We start from the raw sequence: 21,637 nt of genomic DNA, 5'->3' as shown, positions 1-21,637 counted from the left end.
AGGGTTTTCAGACGACCTTTTTGTTTTAATAGCCTTGATTTACTCTGCAGGCGGCATTTGGGCGGCGGTTCCCAGCATCCATGCCGTGGTTTCGGCGAAAGCGGGGCGGGCGAGATGTTTGGCGGCGTAGCGTTGCAATACGTCGGATTCATCGGCGGGCAACACTTTCCAATTTTGCGTTAAGTGCAGAATCAGCGCGGAGCAGTACAAATCCATCGCGGTAAAGCTGTTTCCGACGATGTAGTCGCGGTTTTTCAAGTGTTCGCGCAGTGTGTTCCATGCGGTATCGAAATCGCCGTAACCGATTTGGCGGCGGCATTCGGGCGTATCGACAGGCAGGTTGTGCAGTTTGTTGAAGGCTGCATATTCGAGGTGCATCAATATGCACATCCAGCGGTAGTATTCGCCGCGCTCCAACGTACCTGCGGCGGGGATAAGGTGTTTGTCGGGGAATTGTTCTGCCAAAAAGGTAATGATGGCGGTCGATTCGGTCAGTACGGCATCACCGAATTTGAGCGCGGGGACTTGCCCTTGTGGATTGATGGCGAGGTATTCGGCGGATTTCATTTGCGTGCCGAACTGGACCGGTACAACGGTGTATTCCGCGCCACATTCTTTGAGCATCCATACGACGTATCTGCCGCGTGAAAAGGGATGGGTGTAGAGCGTGATGTTGTGCATGTTTCTTCCTTTTGCACGATGAATGGTTTTGGCGAAACCCACAGCGGGTTTTCAGACGACCTCATCAATAGGCGATGCTTTTTGCCGCTTCGTTCAAACCGTTTTCCAAAGATTCCAGCATGGCGGTATAGCCGTCGCCTTGTTGCGGGGTGGTAACGTCAAACGGTTTGTTGCGTCCGTCCGGCCACAGGGCATAGCCGCTAACGGTAGTCTGCCCCTGATAGCTGCCTTGGAAGGCTTCAACATAGATTTTCAGGGTTTGGCTGCTTTGGCTGCGCGAGGCGGGAACGAAAGTATGGCGCGGATTGAGGCGGTTGAGTTTGTTGCTGAGGTTTGCCGCCAGCGCACCGTCAAGCGGCGCCGCCCAAAGGTGGTTCTTCGCCAGATTTACATGATACGCGTCGGTTTGGTAAACGAGGCCGCCGTTGGCAAGCGGTTCGGCAAGGTTAACTTTGACCGCGATTTCACTGCCTTGCGCCGCCGGTCGGATGTATTGGCTGTCGGGCAGGACGAAATATTGCGGGCTTTGCGCGGTACCGCAGGCGGCAAGCGTCAGGGCGGCGGCAATCGGGAAGAGGCGCATTATCGGCTTCCTTTCGGGATGGGATCTTTGCTGCTGCTGTTAAAAATCAGCGCATTGGGTTTTTCTTTCAAAGTATTAATGACGGGCTGTACGTCTCTGAGGGTTTTGTCCAAACTTTGCAGGGTATTTTGCACGTCGCCGTAGATGGGTGATTGCGGCGATACGCCTTGCAGGGTCTGGCGTAATTCTTTCAGGGTTTGGTTCAGCTCGTTGGGGATGTTTTGCGTTTGCGGTTTGCCGACCAGTTTGTCAATGGAGCTTAAAGCGGCATTGGCAGATTTGAGGGTGGATTTGAGTTCGGCAAGCGAGCCGTTCAACCCGGCAACGGTTTTATCCAACGGTAGATTGTTGAATTTCTCTAATAAATCCGCTACTTTCGCCTGCAAATCGTCTAAACCGCCGCCTTGTGTGGCAATGACGGTATCTCCTGCGTAAACGGTGTGCGGTCGCAGCTTGGGCGAAGACGAGGGCTGGTCGGTCAGTTCGACCATTTTGCTGCCGGTAATCAAGTTGTTGCTGGAGATGGTGGCGGTCAGACCTTTGCCCAAAGCTGCTTGAAATTGTTGTTTCCAATGCTCTTTGCTTTGTTCGTCGGCATTGATTTCCATGCGCGACGGCTCGATGCGGATACGCACGGGAATCCAGCCGTTTTCAAACAGATGCAGGCTGTCGTTGCGGTCGAAATAGGGAACGTCGGAAACCACACCGACATTCAGTCCTTTATATTCGACGGGCGAACCGGCGGTCAGACCGCGCACGGACTGTTTGAAAAACGCGGTGTAATACAACGAACGGTCGTCGGGCAGGTTTGCCACTTCGCTGCGGCTGTCGTAAAGCGTGAAACTGTCTTCGCTTTTCACATTTTTGCTGTTTTTGGTTTTTGGCGAATCAAACGAAATTGCGCCGGAAAGCAACGCAGGCAGGGGAGCGGAATTGAGTTTCACGCCGCTGCCTGTGGTTTCGATATTGATGCCGCTCTCCAGCCAAAAGCGGCTTTCTGAATTAATCAATTTGTCGTTCGGGCTTTGGATGAAGATGGTGTAATGCACGGTTTGGTCGGCAGGCTCGAAATGCGCACTTTCTACCTGTCCGACCATAAAGTTTTCATAAAGCACGGGGCTGCTGACGTTGAGGATTTTGTCGTTTTGTCCGACCAGCTTCAGGCGCAGGCCGCTTTGTCCGATGGCGGCAATCGGCGGGATGTCCTGTACTTCAAATACATCCTTCGTTTCATTGCTTTTGCCCGGCGTAAACGCGATATACGAGCCGGACAGGAGCGTGCTCAAACCGGTTACGCCGCTTTGGTCGATACGCGGTTTCACCACCCAAAACTGCGTATCGCTGCGGATGAGGTCTTTCGCATCGGCGTTAAGCTGGGCGGTGACTTCCACGCCCTTTTGGTCGTCGCGCAGCTTGATGCGGGTAACGTGTCCGACATCGACGTTCAACACTTTAATCACCGTATTGTTGACTTCAATGCCTTCCGCGCTGTCCATCAAAAGCGTGACGACCGGACCTCGGTTACGGATGTCCTTTACCAGCAGCCAGCCGCCCGCAATCAGCGCAATCAGCGGAATCAGCCACACGATAGACGTGAAGACATTGGTTTTTTTGACACGCGCGGGTGCGCGATGTGTTTGAGAAGAATCGTGTTTTTTCATTGTTTCTGGTTATCGTCGGAATCGGGGTCGTCTGAAAGCTGCTGCTGTCTGTCCCAAATCAGGCGGGGGTCGAAATAATAGGCAGACAGCATGGTCAATACCACCACCAGGCAGAAATAAACCGCCGCCCCGCCGGGGACGACGCGCGCCATGTTGGTGTGGAACGAACTCATCAAAATAATAATCACAAAAATATCGATCATCGACCAGCGGCCGATGGATTCGGTAATCCGGTAAAGCACCGACATTTTCGGCGCGCTCATCGGCGGTTTGAAATAAGCAGACGCAATCAAAACCGCCATCGCGATAATCTTCAATACCGGCACCAAAATACTCGCGCTGAAAATAATCACCGCAATCAGCCTGTCGCCATCGTTCCACATATACACAATGCCGTTGAAAATCGTATTGACTTCCAGCGCGGTAGGGTTCGACGAAATCATAATCGGCAGAATATTTGCAGGGAAATACAGGATAAACGCCGCAATCAAAAATGCCAGCGAAATGCTCAGGCTTTTCGGGCGGCGGCGGTATAAATCCGCACCGCAGACCTCGCAAGGCTGCTCGTCTTTATCGCGGAAATACAGGCAGCGGCTGCAACAGGTTTTGTCTTCGGATGCCGTTTGCACCGCATCTCCGCCCGTCAGCCTGTGGATTTTATAATAAACCCAATGCTGAGGAATCGAGACCGAAGTCCGAATCAGCATGACCGACAGCGCAAACATCAAATAAAATGCCGAGCCGAATTCAACCTCCGCCACAGACGAGAGCTTGATATACGCCACCAAAGTGGAAATAAAGAACACATCCACCATAATCGCATGACGCAGCCTGACCAAAACCCGCGTCGCAAACCGCAGCGCAGGATATGCCCGCTCGCGCACCAACGCGGTATAAACGTACAAACAAAGCAGCAAAAACAATACCGGCGCGCCGAACGTGAGGACGAACATCACTTCCGCCAGAAAACCGTAATCCTGATAAATCAAAAGCCGCATCATTTCCGGCAGCGACAGGACGGATGTTACGCCGAAAAGTTCCACGCGGATGTAAACCATGCTGTACGCAAACGCCATCAAAATCAGTGAAGTTGTCGCGTAAGCCAGCGGCGCAACATAAGGATTGTTTTCCACCTCGACCACTTCATGATTGCACACCGGACAATGCGCTTCCTGCCCCTGCCGCAGACGCGGAATATCCATGCGGTTGCCGCAGTCCGGGCAATCCACCGTATGCGCCGGCAGCGATGCGTCGGGTAGGTAGGATTTATAACGCCACCAGCGCGTATAGCTAGGAATCGGTTTCATGGGAAAAGGGGGAGGACGGAAAAGTGTATAGAAAGACTCGGCATTATAAGGGAAAACAGAAAGATAGCCTAACCTCACTAAATATCAAGACATCAAAATATCAAGGCATCAAAAGGTCGTCTGAAAACATTGCTGTTTCTGCCTATATCCGATAAGCCAGAGCAAATCAAAACAGCAAATATCTACATTGTTACCACCACCCTCCCCTGCAATTATTTCACCCAAAAATGTGTGATTCAAAAATCTGAGCTACTTTTCCACAATAAAATAAAAGGTCGTCTGAAAATAAAATTTCAGACGACCTTTCAAGCATACAACCCGATTAACCCAAATCAAACGCTTTGTGCAGGACGCGGGTGGCAAGTTCCATGTATTTCTCGTCAATCAAGACGGAAACTTTGATTTCTGAGGTGGAAATCATTTGGATGTTGATACCTTCTTCGGCGAGGGTGCGGAAGATTTTGGCAGCAACGCCGACGTGCGAACGCATGCCCAAGCCGACTGCGGAGACTTTGCACACGGTGTCGTCGCCGTCGATGGCGGCTGCGCCGATGCTGTCTTGCAGTTTGGTCAGGATTTCGATGGTTTGTTTGTACTCGCCGCGCGGTACAGTGAAGGAGAAATCGGTAGTGCCTTCGCTGCCGACATTTTGGATGATCATGTCGACTTCGATATTGGCATCGGCAACCGCGCCTAAAATCTGATAGGCGACGCCGGGTTTGTCGGGTACGCCGCGTACGTTGATGCGGGCTTGGTTTTTATCGAATGCGATACCGGTTACGGCAGCTCTTTCCATGTTGTCGTCCTCTTCAAAGGTAATTAAGGTGCCGTTGCCGCCGTCTTGCAGGCTGCTCAGTACGCGCAGGCGCACTTTGTATTTTCCGGCGAATTCTACTGAACGGATTTGCAAAACTTTCGAACCGAGGCTTGCCAGCTCGATCATTTCTTCAAATGTAACCGTATCCATGCGGCGCGCTTCAGGCACGACGCGGGGGTCGGTGGTGTAAACGCCGTCTACGTCGGTATAGATTTGGCATTCGTCCGCTTTGAGGGCTGCGGCGAGCGCAACGGCGGAGGTGTCGGAACCGCCGCGTCCGAGCGTGGAAATATCGCCTTCACTGCTGATGCCTTGGAAACCGGCAACGATGACGACTTTGCCCTCGGCGAGGTCGGCGCGCATTTTTTCGTCATCTATGCTTTCGATGCGGGCTTTGGTGTGGGAAGTATCGGTTTTGAGGGCGACCTGCCAGCCGGTGTAGCTCTTGGCATCCACGCCGATGTCTTTCAATGCCATTGCCAAAAGGCCGATGGTTACTTGTTCGCCGGTAGCTAAGACGACGTCCAGCTCGCGCGGATCGGGATGCTCCTGCATTTCGTGCGCCAGCGCAACCAAGCGGTTGGTTTCGCCGCTCATGGCGGATACGACGACAACGATGTCGTGTCCTTCGGCGCGGGCTTTGGCGACACGTTTGGCTACGTTTTTAATGCGTTCGGGTGAGCCTACTGATGTGCCGCCGTATTTGTGTACGATTAACGCCATGTTTCGTGCTTTCTGTTTGAGATTGGTAGGGCAGCGTGGTGCTGCAAAGTCGGAATCTTCCCGCCTGTCTGAGCAGGTTTTCACGCTGCGGCAAAAGGCGGGCAAATCTTTGTGTATTTTACTGTCGTTTACATGAATTTCAAGGATAAATTGGATTTTGGCGACAAACAGGCCGTCGGATGTCGAAGGTCGTCTGAAAATATGGTTTCAGACGACTTTTTATTTCAAACCTAATAGTTGCATCTTGTTATATTTTTCTAATCAATCAGTACAAAATACTAGTTATTAAGACATATTTTATTTAAAAATATATTGTATTTGGACATCAGAAAACGGTATAGTATTGTTCGTTCAAATTCAAACAACAAACACACGAAAGGAATATTATTATGCAAATCAGCGCACGCAACCAATTCAACGGCATCGTTAAAGACATCCGCAACGGCGCGGTCAACAGCGAAGTAACCGTCTCCCTACCGACCGGACAGGAAATCGTAGCAGCCGTTACTTGCGAAAGCGTCAGCAACCTCGGCTTGGAAAAAGGCAAGGCCGTTGTGGTGCTGATTAAAGCGGGCAGCATCTTGATTGCCAACAATCTCGACAACATCAAACTTTCCGCGCGTAACCAACTGTCAGGCATCATCAGCCATATCGAACGCGGTTCGGTCAACAGCATCGTTGACTTGGACTTGGGTGATGGCTTGGCTTTGAGCGCGGGCATTACCATGAAAAGCAGCGATTTACTGAATCTGGTACCCGGCCAAAAAGCAACGGCAATCTTCAAAGCAGGCGCCGTTATTTTGGGCGTATTGGCATAATCCGAACCGTCCGATTCCAAAAGGTCGTCTGAAACTTCAGGTTTCAGACGACCTTTTTATCATTTGCAGAATGCCGTTATCCGATAGGGCAGGATATTTTTAATGCGTTTTGCTGGTGCGCCGTCAACTCGGCAATGCCTTTTTGCGCCAACGCAATCAGTTTGCCCAATTCGTCCAAGCTGAACGGTGCGCCTTCCGCCGTGCCTTGGATTTCGATGATTTTGCCCGAAACGGTCATAACGATGTTGACGTCGCTGTCGCAGCCGGAGTCTTCGGGGTAATCCAAATCCAAAAGCGGTACACCGTTCACGACGCCTGCGGAGACGGCGGCAACGGCTTCGCGGATGGGATTTTCGCTGATGAGGTCGTCTGAAAGCAGCTTGTTGACCGCAATTTGCAGTGCGACGAATGCGCCGGTAATAGACGCGGTGCGCGTCCCGCCGTCTGCCTGAATCACGTCGCAGTCAATTAGGATTTGGCGTTCGCCCAGTTTTTCCATATCTACGACGGCGCGCAGCGAACGCCCGATCAGACGCTGGATTTCCTGAGTGCGACCCGACTGCTTGCCTGCCGCGGCTTCACGGCGCATACGCGAGGCGGTGGACGCGGGCAGCATCCCGTATTCGGCAGTAACCCAGCCCTGCCCCTTGCCGCGAAGGAAGGGCGGAACATTTTCGTCGATGGAAGCGGTGCAGATAACTTTGGTGTTGCCGCATTCGATCAGGCACGAACCATCGGCGTGAGGAAGGAAGTGCGGGGTGATTTTGATGTCGCGCAAGCTGTCGGCAGCGCGTGAAGTGCGGGTGTAACTGCTCATGATTTGTCCTTTGGGGAAGCGGTGAAAATTTGTGGTCGGTATTATACGGGATTCGGCGGGATGGCTGTTTAAGGTCGTCTGAAATCATTTTCAGAAGACCTTATCCTATATTGTGTTATAGTCCCTCCACTTTCACTCGTATATTGAAACGGAGTAAAACCATGACTCAATCCATCCATATCCACAGTATGACCGGCTTTGCCAATGCCGCAGGCGAATGCGGCGGCAAGCGCGTGAATTTGGAAATCCGCGCGGTGAACCACCGTTATCTGGATGTCCAATTCCGTATGCCTGAAGAATTGCGTTATCTGGAAGGCGCGTTGCGCGAAAAAATTGCGGCTTCAGCCACACGCGGCAAATTGGAATGCCGCATTCAGTTGCAAGACGCGGCGGTCGGCGGGCAGAGTTTGGAAACCAATGAAGAATTGGTGAAACAGTTGTCCGATTTGAACAAAACTTGGCGCAAGGAACACGGTTTCGGCAAGCTGACAGTCGCTGAAGTGTTGCGCTTTCCTGGGGTATTGGCAGGTCAAAGCGAAGACCCCGAAGCTTTGGCGAAAACCGTGCAAGAGCTGTTGGACGAAGCGTTGAAAGAGTTTGCCGCCGCCCGCAAACGCGAAGGCAAAAAACTCGGCGAACATCTGTTGCAACGTTTGTCCAGCATGGAAGAAATCGTGGATGCCTTGAGCGAGCTGTTCCCGAGCCTGCTTCAGGCGCATATGGACAAGGTGAACGCGCGTTTGGCGGAAGCAGTCGGCAATATCGACAACGACCGTTTGCAACAGGAATTTGCGCTGTTTATCCAAAAATCCGATGTTGACGAAGAATTCAGCCGCCTGCGCACGCACATCGCCGAAGTCCGCCGCATCGTTACGGAAAACAAAGGCAGCGCGGGCAAACGCTTGGACTTCCTGATGCAGGAATTGAACCGCGAGGCGAACACGCTGGGCAGCAAAGCTATCGCGGCGGAATGCACGCAGGCTTCGGTCGAACTGAAAGTCTTAATCGAGCAAATGCGCGAGCAGGTTCAAAATATCGAATAAGCCTTCAAAAATAAAGCAAAGGTCGTCTGAAAAGCCATTTTCTGCTTTTCAGACGACCTTTTTTGATACCGCAATCCGTGCCCTGCCCTATTGTTCAACATACTGCCCCACCCTATTTACCAAACCTCCTTCCCCCGCTTTTCAGACGACCTCCTGCCCGTTATAATACGCCTGCAAATTATTTGCATTATCATTTAATTCAGGAGAAACGCATGAGCACCCGTACCGAACACGACACCATGGGCAATGTTGAAGTCCCGTCCGAAGCCTATTGGGGCGCGCAGACCCAGCGCAGCCGCAACAATTTCAAAATCGGCGGCGAAACCCTGCCGCAGCCACTAATTTATGCTTTGGCGCTGGTGAAAAAAGCCGCAGCCGCGACCAACGCTTCCCTCGGCAGGATTAAGCCCGAACAAGCGGATTTGATTACGCAGGCAGCGGACGACGTGTTGAACGGCAAGCTCGACGGGCAGTTCCCTTTAGTGGTTTGGCAGACCGGCTCCGGCACGCAGTCCAATATGAACATGAACGAAGTGCTGGCAAACCGCGCCAACGAAATCGCCGGTACGGGTTTGGCGGCGTACCAGCCCGTCCATCCCAACGACCATGTGAACCACGCGCAATCGACCAACGACGCGTTCCCGACCGCCATCCACGTTGCCGCCGCGATTGAAATCAACCGCCACCTCATCCCCGCCGTGAAAGCCCTGCGCGACACATTGGACAAAAAAGCCAAAGAATTCGCCCCCATCGTCAAAATCGGCCGCACCCACTTGCAAGACGCGACACCGCTGACTTTGGGACAAGAGTTTTCCGGCTACGTTTCCCAACTCGACCACGGCTTAGGTCGTCTGAACGACGCGCTCAAAGGTTTATACGAACTCGCCTTAGGCGGCACGGCAGTCGGCACGGGTTTGAACAGCCATCCCGAATACGCCGAAAAAGCCGCTGCCAAACTCTCCGAACTGTCCGGCCTGCCGTTTGTCAGCGCGCCGAACAAATTTGAAGCCTTGGGCGGACGCGATGCCGCCGTCGCCGCTTCGGGCGCATTGAAAACGCTGGCGGCAAGCCTGAACAAAATCGCCAACGACATCCGCTGGCTGGCAAGCGGCCCGCGCTGCGGTTTGGGCGAAATCAAAATCCCCGAAAACGAGCCGGGTTCGTCCATCATGCCGGGCAAAGTCAACCCGACCCAATGCGAAGCGATGACCATGGTGTGCTGCCAAGTGTTCGGCAACGACGTCACCATCGGCATGGCGGGCGCGTCGGGCAATTTCGAGCTGAACGTCTATATGCCCGTTATCGCCTACAACCTCTTGCAATCCATCCGCCTCTTGGGCGACGCGTGCAACAGCTTCAATGAACACTGCGCCGTCGGCATCGAACCCGTACCGGAGAAAATCGACTATTTCCTGCACCATTCCCTGATGCTCGTTACCGCGCTGAACCGCAAAATCGGCTACGAAAACGCCGCCAAAGTCGCCAAAACCGCCTACAAAAACGACAAATCGCTGCGCGAAACCGCCGTTGAGTTGGGCTTGCTGACAGGCGAAGAGTTTGACGAACTGGTCGTCCCCGCCGATATGGTTCATCCGCGCTGATTAACGGTTTGAAATACGGCAAAGGTCGTCTGAAAACCGGGATTGGTTTTCAGACGACCTTCTTTATCTCAACAGCCATATCGCTCGCTTTCTGCAATTTTCAGACGACCTTTCGATAAATCCCGTTGCGAAAAGCATTATAATCACCGCAATCTCAGTTCAACCGCCCTACCCCCGAAAGGTTCGCATGACCACTTATTCCCTCTTCGTTACCTGCCCGCGCGGTCTCGAAGCCCCTTTATCCCAAGAACTCGAACAATTCAAATGCCAAGACATCCGCGCCGTTGACGGCGGCGTCGCGTGCAAAGGCGGTATGGAGCAGGTATACCGCATCAACCTGCATTCGCGCACCGCCAGCCGTGTGTTGCTGCGCCTGACCAAAAGCGGCTACCGCAACGAGCAAGACATTTATAAAGCGGCGAAAAATATCCGCTGGACGGATTGGTTCGACTTGGAACAAACCTTCAAAGTCAAAGTAGAAGGCAAACGCGCCCAAGTCAAAAGCTTGGATTTTGTCGGGCTGAAAATCAAAGACGCCGTATGCGACGTGTTCCGCGACGCTTGCGGCGCGCGCCCCAGCGTCGGCAAAATCCGCCCCGACATCCGCATCCATGCCTTTATCGACGAGCGCGACATTCAAATTTTCATCGACACATCCGGAGAGGCCTTGTTCAAACGCGGCTACCGCCAAGACACAGGCGAAGCGCCGATGCGCGAGAACTTGGCGGCAGGGTTGCTGCTGCTGGCAGGCTATGACGGCTCGCAGCCTTTCCAAGACCCGTTTTGCGGCAGCGGCACCATCGTCATCGAAGCCGCGTGGATTGCCACCCGCCGCGCGCCCGGTCTGATGCGCCGTTTCGGGTTTGAAAAGCTGAAAAATTTCGATGCCGCCCTTTGGAAAAAGCTGCAACACGAAGCCGAAACGCAAATCCGCCCTGCGCCTGCCTCGATTTCAGGCAGCGACAACGACCGCCATATGATCCGCGCCGCCGTTGCCAACGCCCAAGCTGCCGAAGTGGACACGTTTGTCCGTTTTGAAGTCAAAGACGCGCAGGACACCCGTCCGAACGGGGACGGCGGCATTTTGATTTCCAATCCGCCTTACGGCGTCCGCCTTGCCGAAGTCCAAGCCCTGCAAGCCCTTTACCCGCAGTTGGGCGCGTGGCTGAAGCAGCATTACGCGGGCTGGCTGGCGGGCATGTTTACCGGCGACCGCGATATGCCGAAATTCATGCGCCTTTCACCCAAACGCAAAATCCCGCTCTACAACGGCAACTTAGACTGCCGCCTGTTTTTGATGGATATGGTCAAAGGGTCGAACCGATAAATATGATAAAGGTCGTCTGAAACAGATTTGGCGGGTTTCACCAAACGTTTCAGACGACCTTTTGACAAAAAATCAGTATTTCACCGAATCATTGCCACTGTTTTTCTGAATAAACTCGATTTTATAGCCGTCGGGATCTTCAACAAAAGCAATAACGGTCGTGCCGTGCATCATCGGCCCTGCTTCGCGCACGACTTTTCCGCCCATCTCTTTTACACGTTCGCAAGCTTTATAAGCATCGTCCACTTCGATAGCGATGTGGCCGTAGGCGTTGCCTAAATCGTAGCTTTCGGTATCCCAGTTGTGGGTCAGTTCCAAAACCGTATTTTCAGCTTCGCTGCCATAACCGACAAAAGCCAGCGTGAAACGGCCTTCCGGATAATCGTGGCGGCGCAAGAGCTTCATGCCCAAAACGTTTTGATAAAAGTCCAAGGATTTTTCAAGGTTGCCGACGCGCAGCATGGTGTGGAGCAGGCGCATGATTGTGTTCCTTTTATATGTTGTTAAAACAGGATTTTAACACGAAACGCAAGCCCCAGCCCGTATCAATGGCAGCAAACATAAGCTTTCAGACGACCTTTACCGTAAAAGTAAACCATCCGCCGCAGCTATTGCCAGCCGTCAAAAAATTCGCTATAAGGGAATTATATGAAACATATTAACATTTATATACAGACAACCTAAAAAAGGATTCAGAGATGAAAATCGGTATCCCACGCGAGTCATTATCCGGCGAAACCCGCGTCGCCTGTACGCCTGCCACCGTTGCCCTGTTGAGCAAACTGGGCTTTGAAACCGTTGTCGAAAGCGGCGCAGGTTTGGCGGCGAGTTTGGACGATGCCGCTTACCAAACAGCAGGCGCGACCGTTGCCGACAAAGCGACGGTTTGGGCCTGCCCTTTGATTTATAAGGTCAACGCGCCGTCCGAAGGCGAGCTGCCGCTGCTCAAAGAAGGGCAAACTATCGTCAGCTTCCTGTGGCCGCGCCAAAACGAGGCTTTGGTCGAAGCCTTGCGCGCCAAGAAAGTGAACGCGCTGGCGATGGACATGGTGCCCCGCATTTCCCGTGCGCAGGCTTTAGACGCTTTGTCTTCGATGGCAAACATCAGCGGCTATCGCGCCGTAATTGAAGCCGCCAATGCCTTCGGCCGTTTCTTCACCGGTCAAATCACTGCCGCCGGCAAAGTGCCGCCCGCGCAGGTTTTGGTGATTGGCGCAGGTGTGGCAGGTTTGGCGGCAATCGGTACGGCAAACTCGCTCGGCGCAGTGGTGCGCGCGTTTGATACCCGCTTGGAAGTGGCGGAACAAATCGAATCGATGGGCGGCAAGTTCCTGAAACTCGACTTCCCGCAAGAATCGGGCGGCAGCGGCGACGGCTACGCCAAAGTGATGAGCGACGAATTTATCGCCGCCGAGATGAAGCTCTTTGCCGAGCAGGCGAAAGAGGTGGACATCATCATCACCACCGCCGCCATTCCGGGCAAACCCGCGCCCAAGCTGATTACCAAAGAAATGGTGGAAAGCATGAAATCCGGCTCCGTCATCGTCGATTTGGCGGCGGCAACGGGCGGCAACTGCGAACTTACCAAACCGGGCGAATTGTTCGTGACCGACAACGGCGTAAAAATCATCGGTTACACCGACATGGCAAACCGCCTTGCCGGACAGTCTTCCCAGCTTTACGCCACCAACTTGGTCAACCTGACCAAGCTGTTAAGCCCGAACAAAGACGGCGAAATCACGCTGGATTTTGAAGACGTGATTATCCGAAATATGACTGTTACCCGCGACGGCGAAATCACCTTCCCGCCTCCGCCGATTCAAGTTTCCGCCCAGCCGCAGCAAACGTCGTCTGAAAAAGCCGCGCCTGCCGCCAAGCCGGAGCCGAAACCCGTTCCCCTGTGGAAGAAACTCGCGCCCGCCGTCATCGCCGCCGTGTTGGTGCTGTGGGTCGGTGCGGTCGCGCCCGCAGCATTTTTGAACCACTTTATCGTGTTCGTCCTCGCCTGCGTTATCGGCTACTACGTCGTCTGGAACGTCAGCCACTCGCTGCATACCCCGCTGATGTCCGTAACCAACGCCATTTCCGGCATCATCGTCGTCGGCGCGCTGCTGCAAATCAGCCAAGGCAACGGCTTCGTTACCCTGCTTGCCTTCATCGCCATCCTGATTGCCAGCATCAACATCTTCGGCGGCTTCTTCGTAACGCGCCGGATGTTGAATATGTTTAGGAAAGGGTAAACCATGACTTTAGCCTATTGGTGCATCCTGATCGCATCGCTGCTGCCGCTGTTTTGTTCCTTCATCGCCAAAGCGCAGGGCGGTTTTCAGCCGTCGGACAACCGAAATCCGCGCGATTTCCTCGCCCGCACGCAAGGCTTGTCGGCGCGCGCCAATGCCGCGCAGCAAAACGGTTTTGAAGTGTTCGCCCCGTTTGCCGCCGCCGTTTTGGTGGCACACGCCACAGGCAATGCCGCGCAAGCGACCATCAACCTTTTGGCAATATCGTTCATCGCCTTCCGCATTGCTTATATTTTCAGCTATCTGAAAGACAAACCGAGCCTGCGTTCGGCAATGTGGACGGGCGGATTTGTCTGCACCATTGGGCTGTTTGTAGCCGCTGTCTGACAGCGGGGTCGTCTGAAAACGAGTGCAGCGAGTTTTCAGACGACCTGGAAGCCAGTTTTCGAATATGAGGATTTCGACCATGAAAGCAAAATGCCTGTGCGGCAACGTATCTTTAGAAGTGGAACACGACAAACACGTCCACGCCTGCCATTGCTCAATGTGCCGCACTTGGGGCAGCGGCGCGACGTTTTCGCTGATTGCCGCCAAGCCGCCGAAAATCGACGGTGAAGCGAACATCTCCCGCTACCAGTCGTCCGAATGGGCGGAACGCGCGTTCTGCAAAAACTGCGGTACACACCTGTTCTACCATTTCCTGCCGAACGACAGCTATTTCGTCTTCGCCGGACTGTTTGCCGACAACGCCGATTTCAAATTAGAAGAGCAGATTTTCATCGACGCCAAAGCCCCGTACTACGAACTGGCAAACGACACGCCCAAGCTGACCGAAGAAGAATTTTTGGCACAATTCGGCGGCGGATAGGAAACCCGATACAGAGGTCGTCTGAAAATGCAGCGGCAACGGAGTGATGCGGATGAAATAAAAATACCCGAACCGTCATTCCCAAACGGCTCAATCGGTTGATGGCTAAGCGAATCCGCCATCAAACCCTTTTCAGACGGCCTTAATACCTGTTTCACAATCAGTTACTTTCACAAATAATTGGAGAATCACCATGTCTTCAGGACTCGTTACAGCGGCGTACATCGTAGCCGCGATACTGTTCATCTTCTCGCTGGCGGGGCTGTCCAAGCAGGAAACCGCCAAGCAGGGCTGTTATTCCGGCGTAGCGGGGATGGCGGTCGCCTTGTTCGTTACCGTGTTTTCCGAAAACACCCACGGACTGGGCTGGATCATCATCGCCATGCTTATCGGCGCGGCCATCGGCATCTACAAAGCCAAAAAAGTAGAAATGACCGAAATGCCCGAGCTGATTGCGCTCTTGCACAGCTTCGTCGGCTTGGCGGCGGTTTTGGTCGGCTTCAACAGCTATATCGAGCCGGGCGACATCTCATCCGATATGCACACCATCCATCTGGTCGAAGTCTATTTGGGCATCTTCATCGGCGCCGTAACTTTTACCGGCTCGCTGGTCGCGTTCGGCAAGCTCAACGGCAAAATCAGCAGCGCGCCGCTGCAACTGCCCGCCAAACACAAGCTCAACCTCGCCGCATTGGTTTTATCCTTTATCCTGATGCTGGTGTTCGTATCCGTTGACGGCAGCGGCTTCATCCTGATTCTGATGACCCTGATCGCCCTCGCATTTGGCTGGCACTTGGTCGCCTCCATCGGCGGCGCAGATATGCCCGTGGTCGTGTCCATGCTGAACTCCTACTCCGGCTGGGCGGCCGCAGCGGCAGGCTTCATGCTCTCCAACGACCTGCTCATCGTCATCGGCGCGCTGGTCGGCTCCAGCGGCGCGATTCTGTCCTACATCATGTGTAAAGCCATGAACCGCTCCTTCATCTCCGTGATTGCAGGCGGCTTCGGTACCGACGGTTCCGCCGCAGCCTCAGGCAGCCAAGAAGTCGGCGAATACCGCGAAGCCAAACCCGCCGAAGTCGCCGAAATGCTGCGCAACGCAAGCAGCGTCATCATTACCCCGGGCTACGGTATGGCAGTGGCGCAGGCACAATACCCCGTTGCCGAAATCACCGAGCTTTTGCGTAAAAACGGCACCGAAGTACGCTTCGGCATCCACCCCGTCGCCGGCCGCCTGCCCGGTCATATGAACGTACTGCTCGCCGAAGCCAAAGTCCCCTACGACATCGTTTTGGAAATGGACGAAATCAACGACGACTTCCCCGAAACCGACGTAGTGCTGGTTATCGGCGCGAACGACACCGTCAACCCCGCCGCCCAAACCGACCCGAACAGCCCGATTGCCGGCATGCCAGTGTTGGAAGTGTGGAAGGCAAAAGAAGTCGTCGTCTTCAAACGCTCAATGAACACCGGCTACGCAGGCGTACAAAACCCGCTGTTCTTCAACGAAAACAGCGTGATGTGCTTCGGCGACGCGAAGAAAACCGTTGATGAGATTTTGGCGGAATTGAAGAAATAACATTTAGAAACCAAGACAAAAGGTCGTCTGAAAACCCGATTCTAAGGTTTTCAGACGACCTTTTCTTATAAACAAATCACGCCAAACACCCTGCTGTCGTCATTCCCGCGCAGGCGGGAATCCATCGTAAATTCTAAGAAACTGATGTTTGAAAAACAGTTGCCGAAATTTAAAGGTAGATTCACGTCGTAGCCTGTCCTCGCGTAGGTGGGGGCGGGAATGACGGTAGTCAGGCAGAAATTTATGCCGAGACGTGCAGCCTACCACCTCTCCCGTCTGGCGGGAGAGGGCTGGGGAGAGGGTGGCTCTATGAGCTGAACCAGTTTGAATTTGTCTAAAGCTGCAAAGTCACCCCCATCCTAACCTTCCCCCGCCGGACGGGGGAAGGAACAAGATTACTGATACGGTAAAAGGTCGTCTGAAACCGAAAACTTGGTTTCAGACGACCTTCTCCTTTTTTGATTTCAAGCAATACTATAAAATTCGGGCTGCCGTTGATGGTAAATCTAATGATGATTAACAAGAGAGTACAAAATGGGAAATGTAGCGTCTACCTGTGATCAAGTTGTTGCTTTTGTTATCGCCTATAAATGGGCGATTATAAGCATCCTTGTTGTTCTGGTTATTTTAAGCTGGGTATGTTTTGGGAAAAAATGGAGCAATGTACTAAAAGTCTTTTGTGCAGGAACATTTTCCATCGTTATTTTTGATATTTTATTTAATTGGTTTGAATTTTATTCCAAGGATTCGATAGATACCTTATCTGCGGGTTTTTGGAATTTCATTATTCTGATTGTTTCTGCTCCAGTGGCTTTCGCCATTTGGCATTTTCGCGATGAAAATAACAAACAGCAAATCGAGAACCAGCGTAAAGACATTAATCTGAAAGAATTTCAAAAATTATCCGAATGGGTCAGCGGTGCACATTTACCGGAAATCAAAACCGTCAGTAAAACCACAAACAAGTATAATTTAAAAAACGATGCTGAGATCGTCAGACAATCAACTCTGCCCATTGAATATACTACGGAGGAGACCGAAGAATATAGTAAGCAACCTAAAACCGCCGATTTCGATACATTCAGTAAACGCGACGGCGCGGTCGCTTTGCAGATTTCCGCTATCTATAATCTACTGCCGTTTTTTCGAGGCGATTACGGCGAAAGTTTCCGTCGTCCCGCATTTAACCTATTGAAATCCGCTTGGCAGGCGATGCAGCAGGATAGTTTGAAGAAGCTGGATGAGACTCATTTAGCTGATGAAGAGAGAAAGAAAATTTTTGATGAACTGACACAAAAAGCAAAGAGTCCGATGGGCGTGGCTTTAACACAAGTTTTATTAAGTTTGAATCGGGAAAATAAGAAACTCAATTTGCGAGATTTTCCTGAAATGCTGCCTAATATTTGTTTGGCTGGGATGAATTTTCATTTAAGTGGATTGAGTGAAATTTCTAGAGATTTATCGGACTTGAATTTGAATGGAGTGGATTTTCGCGGAGCTAGATTAAATAAGGTCAAATTTCGGAAATGTGAATTGTTGAGAACTAGATGGCAAAAGGCTGAATTGTCGTGCGTGGATTTGCAACATTCTCAACTAGATGGAGTTTGTTTGCAAAATGCTAATTTAAAACGTGCTAATTTAAGACATGCCAAATTAGCGGAAGTTAATTTACAAGGTGCTGAACTAGGGGAGGCTAATTTGAAAAAAGCTGATTTGGTTGACGCTAACTTGCGAAAAGCCAAGTTAGTAAAAGCTAATTTGCAAGAAGCCAACTTATCTACTGCCGATTTGCAAGACACTCAATTGGGAGGGGCTGAATTCCAAAAGGCTATATTAGTAGGAACTCAGTTAGAAAATGCTCAATTATTAGGAACTAATTTACAAGGTACTAATTTAGAATTCGCTAATTTACAAAATGCCTTTTTGAAATCTGCTAATTTAAAAGAATGTCAAGTTAAATGGAGTCAACTAAAAAATGACGTGGTATTGTCTTCTGCAAAAATAACGGAGCATGATTTTATTGAGAATATTTATCCTGATTGGAAAAAAGAAAATGTTCCTAAATGGGCAGAATTGACGAATGAGGAGAAAACGAAAGCAATGCAACAATTCTGTGATGAAACAAGGATATTGATTTTTGATAACAATGGAAAACGACAAATAATGCCTCCCCTTTAGGAAGATTAAAATCTGACTTGAATCGTAACTTATCCCTCAAAGGTCGTCTGAAACTGAAAACTTGGTTTCAGACGACCTTTTCTTATAAACAAACCACGCCAAACACTCCATCACCGTCATTCCCGCGTAGGCGGGAATCCATCGCAAATTCTAAGAAACAGATGTTTGAAAAACAGTTGCTGAGATTTATAGTGGATTAAAATAAAAATGAGACAAGGCGGCAACGCCCGCCGTGTACGGGTAGTATAGTGGATTAAATTTAAATCAGGACAAGGCGACGAAGCCGCAGACAGTACAGATAGTACGGCAAGGCGAGGCAACGCCGTACTGGTTTAAAGTTAATCCACTATACATAAGGGCGTTGGCAGCGCCGTATCATTGCAATTTTAATCCACTATAAAAGTGGATTCCCGCCTGCGCGGGAATGACGATAGTTGGGCAGAAATCTATGTCTCTACGCGCAACCTGCCCCCTCTCCCGTCCGGCGGGAGAGGGTTGGGGAGAGGGTGGCTCTATGGGCGGCTGCACCAGTTTGATTTTGCCTAAAGCTGGGAAGCCACCCCCATCCTAACCTTCCCCCGTGGGACGGGGGAAGGGACAAGATTGTTGATGTAATAAAAGGTCGTCTGAAACCAAAATCCTGTTTTCAGACGACCTCTCTTCATTCCTTCCGCAAAGTCTTTAACACTCAGACGGAGCAATCTCAAAAGGACAATTTACCGCAAGCCATTTGCGTCCAGCCATTTCTCCAAGTCTTCGGCGCTGATTTTGCCGCCGTTTTCTTCCAAATCGAGCTTGTTGACTTGTTTGCCTTTGCTGTATTTCGCTAGGACGGGTGTGCCGCCGAGTTTGTATTGTTGGCGGAACGCGGTCCATGCTTCTTTGTCTTGGTGCAGGCGGTGGACGTTGACGAAGTAGATTTTGCCGTTCAGGTTGCGGCTGGCGATGTAGCGTTTGAACATGGGTTCGAAGGCGTTGCAGTCGCCGCAGCTTGGGCGGCCGATGTAGGCGTAAACGGTGTCTCCGCGGGCGACGCGTTTTTGGAAGCTTTCGACGGTCAGACTGTCGAGGTGGAAGTAGATGTCGGAATAGGTGTCTTCCAGCCGCTTGGTGTTTTCGGCGGAAAGGCGCACGGCGGTTTGCGCTTCGGACAGGCTGTTTTTCAGGGCTTCGGTTTCACGGTCGGCGGCGCAGGAACACAAGAGCAGCGCGGCGGTCAGGACGGGCAGGATTTTCATGATTCGGCTCCTTGGTTGCGATAGGGAAAAGTATACGCCTTTCGCGGCGGCGGGGTCGTCTGAAACGCTGGAAACGGCTTTTTTCAGACGGCCTTTTGATGTATGGCAATGGGCGGGCGAAGTAGCGTTGTGTAGCGTGGGCTTTGCCCGTGGTGGTTTGGAGGCATCGCTTTTTCGCGGGTAGAACCCGCGCTACGCCGGGGTTTATTTCTCATTCAGCCGCCCTACCCCGGCTTTTTTGTTCGACAAGAGTAAGAATTGTTGCTTTTTGAAAAGATCGTCTGAAACCTAAGATTCGGTTTACAGAACATTTGCTTTGCTTGGAAAGCCCTTGAATGAACCGGATAAAGTAGCGTGGGCTTTGCCCGCGGTGGTTGAGGGCGTCGCTTTTTCGCGCGCTAAGGCGGTGTTTATTTCTCATTCAGCCGCCCTACCCCGGCCATCTCTTCAACAAAAGGTCGTCTGAAACCCAAATTTGAGGTTTCAGACGACCTTTTTTACTGCATTGCGTTCAACTTTAAATGTTGTGTCAACCGATTCAAACCAAGCCCAGCTTTTTCAGCAGCGCGACGCTGCCTGCGTCCACAAGCCTGAAGGTTTCGTCAAAGTCGCCGGTGTACCACGGGTCGGGGACGTGGCGGTAGCCGCTTTCGGGGATAAGGTCGGTGAGTTTGAAGATTTTGTCAGGGTGTTTGCCGAACATTTTTTCCAGTTCGGCAAGGTTGTTGTCGTCCATGGCGATGATGAAGTCGAATTCATCGAAATCTTCGGAACGCACTTTGCTGCTGGTAAAACCTTGATGGTCGATGCCGTGGGCGGCGAGGGTTTTGCGCGTGCCTTGGTGCATGTTTTCGCCATCGTGCCAGCCGGATGTACCTGCGCTGTCGGTGCGGATGCGGTGGGCTACGCCTGCTTCGCGGGCGCGGTGGCGCAGGACGTATTCCGCCATGGGGGAGCGGCAGATGTTGCCGAGGCAGACGAAGAGTACGGAATGGTTTTTCATAGGCGGTTTAGGCGTGTTCGGAGAAGAATGGGTTGTGTCCGTCCAGGGACAGGGACTGCGCGTAGGTCGGCAGGTCGGCATTTTCCGGTAAAACGTCGTGCAGGATGCGGATATGCTCGACGCGGCATTCCGCCATCAGGTCGAGGAAGTTGTGTTGGATGACGGCGATGTTGTCGGAAGACGAAAGGTTCCAGACGAACACTTGCGGGACGACTTCAAACGCGCTGTCGGTCGCGTTGAAGCCGAACAGAATCTGCCCGCCCGCCCTTGCGGCGATGACGACGCCGACGCGCGGACTCTGCATACGGATGGCGCGGATGGCGTTGGTGGCGAACACGTCCATCGCCATGCGCTGACGGGTGTGGCTGCCGTCGGTCAGGGCTTGGAGCGGGGTGTTCGGGGACAGCGGATTGGTGAAGAGGGTAACGCCGGTAGCGGCAAGGCTTTCCTGCCAAACCTGCATCAGCGGCAGGCCTGCCTGTTGCAGGTTGACGCCCAAGGCGGTTTGCAGGTTTTTGTCGCCGTAGCCCAACGCGTAAACGACGTGGACGGACTGCCCTTCGGGGCAAATCAGCGGTTTGTCTTCAAAGGTTTGCAAGAACGCAGCGGCGGATTCGCTGTTTTGTTTCGCGTTCCACCACTGTTCGGGCGTGATGCCGCTCAGGTCGTCTGAATGGGCGAGGAAGGGCAGCCATTGGGTGTTTTGCGTTAAGGCGCGCAAGTGGGGATAGTTGGACAGGCAGGCGGTCAGTGCTTCGGTAGGCAGCGTCAGGGGCAGCGTGCGCTCCTGTTTGCAGCCGGCGACGATGACGACGGGCAGGGCAAACCATTGGGCTTCGTCGTCGTTTTCGGCGGATAACACTTGATTGATGCTCTGCATCAGCGCGTTGTAAGTCTCTACATCGGGCGCCATGGTCATGGCGACGGACAAGTTGACGTAGTAGTTTTGATGAAGCTGGCTGCGGATTTCGGTTTGCAACTGCCCCACGGCGATCTTGCGGGTTGCGGCGGTCGTGCCGTGTGCGAGCAGGGAGGCGTTTACCAGTAAATGGTTTTTAACCGGAGTCTGCGGATAAGGACGTGTGTCGTGGAGGATGAAGGTGTTCATATGGATATAAATCGGTGGTTGTCCGGACAGCTCGGATTATAACAA

The 21,637-nt window shown here is 52.4% G+C and carries 22 protein-coding genes; 11 read left to right on the top strand and 11 right to left on the bottom strand.

Features of this window, described 5'->3' with window-relative positions; genetic code table 11:
* Positions 1-39: 39 nt before the first annotated feature.
* The 5 genes from NM96_02295 to NM96_02275 all read right to left on the bottom strand — a co-directional run bounded on the left by NM96_02295 (position 40) and on the right by NM96_02275 (position 5,772).
* A complete protein-coding gene (locus NM96_02295; GenBank protein AVR78342.1) occupies positions 40-681 on the bottom strand; it encodes a glutathione S-transferase family protein in 642 nt (213 codons plus the stop codon).
* A 64-nt stretch (positions 682-745) separates the two neighbouring features.
* Complete coding sequence (locus NM96_02290) at positions 746-1,264, bottom strand: hypothetical protein (protein AVR78341.1); 519 nt, start codon at positions 1,262-1,264, stop codon at positions 746-748.
* Positions 1,264-2,925 (bottom strand): intermembrane transport protein PqiB, encoded by a 1,662-nt coding sequence (locus NM96_02285; GenBank protein ID AVR78340.1) that lies wholly within the window; start codon positions 2,923-2,925, stop codon positions 1,264-1,266. Before NM96_02285 ends, NM96_02290 begins: the two co-directional genes overlap by 1 nt.
* Positions 2,922-4,232: a paraquat-inducible protein A gene (locus tag NM96_02280; GenBank protein AVR78339.1), complete on the bottom strand. Its 1,311-nt coding sequence runs from the start codon at positions 4,230-4,232 to the stop codon at positions 2,922-2,924. The genes NM96_02285 and NM96_02280 overlap by 4 nt, the downstream gene beginning before the upstream one ends.
* 322 nt (positions 4,233-4,554) lie before the next feature.
* Entirely contained in the window at positions 4,555-5,772 is a 1,218-nt protein-coding gene (locus tag NM96_02275; protein ID AVR78338.1) for an aspartate kinase, read from the bottom strand.
* Between the two features lie 389 nt (positions 5,773-6,161).
* Between NM96_02275 and NM96_02270 the strand changes: the two genes are divergently transcribed.
* Positions 6,162-6,590 carry a transporter gene (locus tag NM96_02270; GenBank protein ID AVR78337.1) on the top strand — a complete coding sequence of 143 codons (429 nt, stop codon included), beginning with the start codon at positions 6,162-6,164 and terminating at the stop codon, positions 6,588-6,590.
* A 76-nt stretch (positions 6,591-6,666) separates the two neighbouring features.
* Here NM96_02270 and rph read toward each other — a convergent pair whose 3' ends face one another.
* Positions 6,667-7,407, bottom strand: coding sequence for a ribonuclease PH (gene rph / locus NM96_02265; GenBank protein AVR78336.1), 741 nt, complete (start codon positions 7,405-7,407; stop codon positions 6,667-6,669).
* A 161-nt stretch (positions 7,408-7,568) separates the two neighbouring features.
* On the opposite strand from rph, the gene NM96_02260 reads away from it, so the two are divergent.
* The 3 genes from NM96_02260 (at position 7,569) to NM96_02250 (ending at position 11,378) form a co-directional block, all read left to right on the top strand.
* Positions 7,569-8,450 (top strand): YicC family protein, encoded by an 882-nt coding sequence (locus tag NM96_02260; protein ID AVR78335.1) that lies wholly within the window; start codon positions 7,569-7,571, stop codon positions 8,448-8,450.
* A gap of 212 nt (positions 8,451-8,662) precedes the next feature.
* Positions 8,663-10,051 carry a class II fumarate hydratase gene (gene fumC, locus NM96_02255; protein AVR78334.1) on the top strand — a complete coding sequence of 463 codons (1,389 nt, stop codon included), beginning with the start codon at positions 8,663-8,665 and terminating at the stop codon, positions 10,049-10,051.
* A gap of 187 nt (positions 10,052-10,238) precedes the next feature.
* Positions 10,239-11,378, top strand: coding sequence for a class I SAM-dependent RNA methyltransferase (locus NM96_02250; protein AVR78333.1), 1,140 nt, complete (start codon positions 10,239-10,241; stop codon positions 11,376-11,378).
* Positions 11,379-11,450: 72 nt separating this feature from the next.
* Here the strand turns inward: NM96_02250 and gloA are convergent, their stop codons facing one another.
* On the bottom strand, positions 11,451-11,858 hold the full coding sequence (gloA, locus tag NM96_02245) for a lactoylglutathione lyase (protein ID AVR78332.1): 408 nt from the start codon (positions 11,856-11,858) through the stop codon (positions 11,451-11,453).
* A gap of 218 nt (positions 11,859-12,076) precedes the next feature.
* Here gloA and NM96_02240 point away from each other — a divergent pair, with 218 nt between their 5' ends.
* From NM96_02240 to NM96_02215, 6 genes are all read left to right on the top strand, one after another.
* A complete protein-coding gene (locus NM96_02240) occupies positions 12,077-13,618 on the top strand; it encodes a Re/Si-specific NAD(P)(+) transhydrogenase subunit alpha (GenBank protein ID AVR78331.1) in 1,542 nt (513 codons plus the stop codon).
* A 3-nt stretch (positions 13,619-13,621) separates the two neighbouring features.
* A complete protein-coding gene (locus tag NM96_02235; protein ID AVR78330.1) occupies positions 13,622-14,005 on the top strand; it encodes a hypothetical protein in 384 nt (127 codons plus the stop codon).
* 79 nt (positions 14,006-14,084) lie between these two features.
* Complete coding sequence (locus NM96_02230; protein AVR78329.1) at positions 14,085-14,486, top strand: aldehyde-activating protein; 402 nt, start codon at positions 14,085-14,087, stop codon at positions 14,484-14,486.
* Between the two features lie 193 nt (positions 14,487-14,679).
* Positions 14,680-16,065 (top strand): NAD(P)(+) transhydrogenase (Re/Si-specific) subunit beta, encoded by a 1,386-nt coding sequence (locus NM96_02225; protein ID AVR78328.1) that lies wholly within the window; start codon positions 14,680-14,682, stop codon positions 16,063-16,065.
* Positions 16,066-16,155: 90 nt separating this feature from the next.
* Positions 16,156-16,257 (top strand): pilS cassette, encoded by a 102-nt coding sequence (locus NM96_02220; protein AVR80241.1) that lies wholly within the window; start codon positions 16,156-16,158, stop codon positions 16,255-16,257.
* Positions 16,258-16,599: 342 nt separating this feature from the next.
* Positions 16,600-18,243, top strand: a complete 1,644-nt coding sequence (locus NM96_02215; GenBank protein AVR78327.1) for a pentapeptide repeat-containing protein — start codon at positions 16,600-16,602, stop codon at positions 18,241-18,243.
* 116 nt (positions 18,244-18,359) lie between these two features.
* Here the strand turns inward: NM96_02215 and NM96_02210 are convergent, their stop codons facing one another.
* Both NM96_02210 and NM96_02205 read right to left on the bottom strand, forming a co-directional pair.
* Positions 18,360-18,563 (bottom strand): hypothetical protein, encoded by a 204-nt coding sequence (locus NM96_02210; GenBank protein AVR78326.1) that lies wholly within the window; start codon positions 18,561-18,563, stop codon positions 18,360-18,362.
* A 396-nt stretch (positions 18,564-18,959) separates the two neighbouring features.
* A complete protein-coding gene (locus NM96_02205; protein ID AVR78325.1) occupies positions 18,960-19,481 on the bottom strand; it encodes a thioredoxin in 522 nt (173 codons plus the stop codon).
* On the opposite strand from NM96_02205, the gene NM96_02200 reads away from it, so the two are divergent.
* Positions 19,480-19,665: a hypothetical protein gene (locus NM96_02200; protein AVR78324.1), complete on the top strand. Its 186-nt coding sequence runs from the start codon at positions 19,480-19,482 to the stop codon at positions 19,663-19,665. The two genes, NM96_02205 and NM96_02200, sit on opposite strands and share 2 nt — an antisense overlap.
* Before the next feature lie 354 nt (positions 19,666-20,019).
* On the opposite strand, the gene NM96_02195 is transcribed toward NM96_02200, so the two are convergent.
* Both NM96_02195 and NM96_02190 read right to left on the bottom strand, forming a co-directional pair.
* Positions 20,020-20,484, bottom strand: coding sequence for a low molecular weight phosphotyrosine protein phosphatase (locus NM96_02195; GenBank protein ID AVR78323.1), 465 nt, complete (start codon positions 20,482-20,484; stop codon positions 20,020-20,022).
* Positions 20,485-20,491: 7 nt separating this feature from the next.
* The gene (locus NM96_02190; protein AVR78322.1) at positions 20,492-21,592 is read right to left on the bottom strand and encodes a conjugal transfer protein; all 1,101 of its coding nucleotides are present in this window, start codon (positions 21,590-21,592) and stop codon (positions 20,492-20,494) included.
* Between the last annotated feature and the right edge of the window lie 45 nt (positions 21,593-21,637).

It is taken from the genome of Neisseria mucosa, assembly GCA_003028315.1.
Lineage (GTDB): Bacteria > Pseudomonadota > Gammaproteobacteria > Burkholderiales > Neisseriaceae > Neisseria > Neisseria mucosa.
This window is presented reverse-complemented; position numbering and strand designations above follow the sequence as displayed.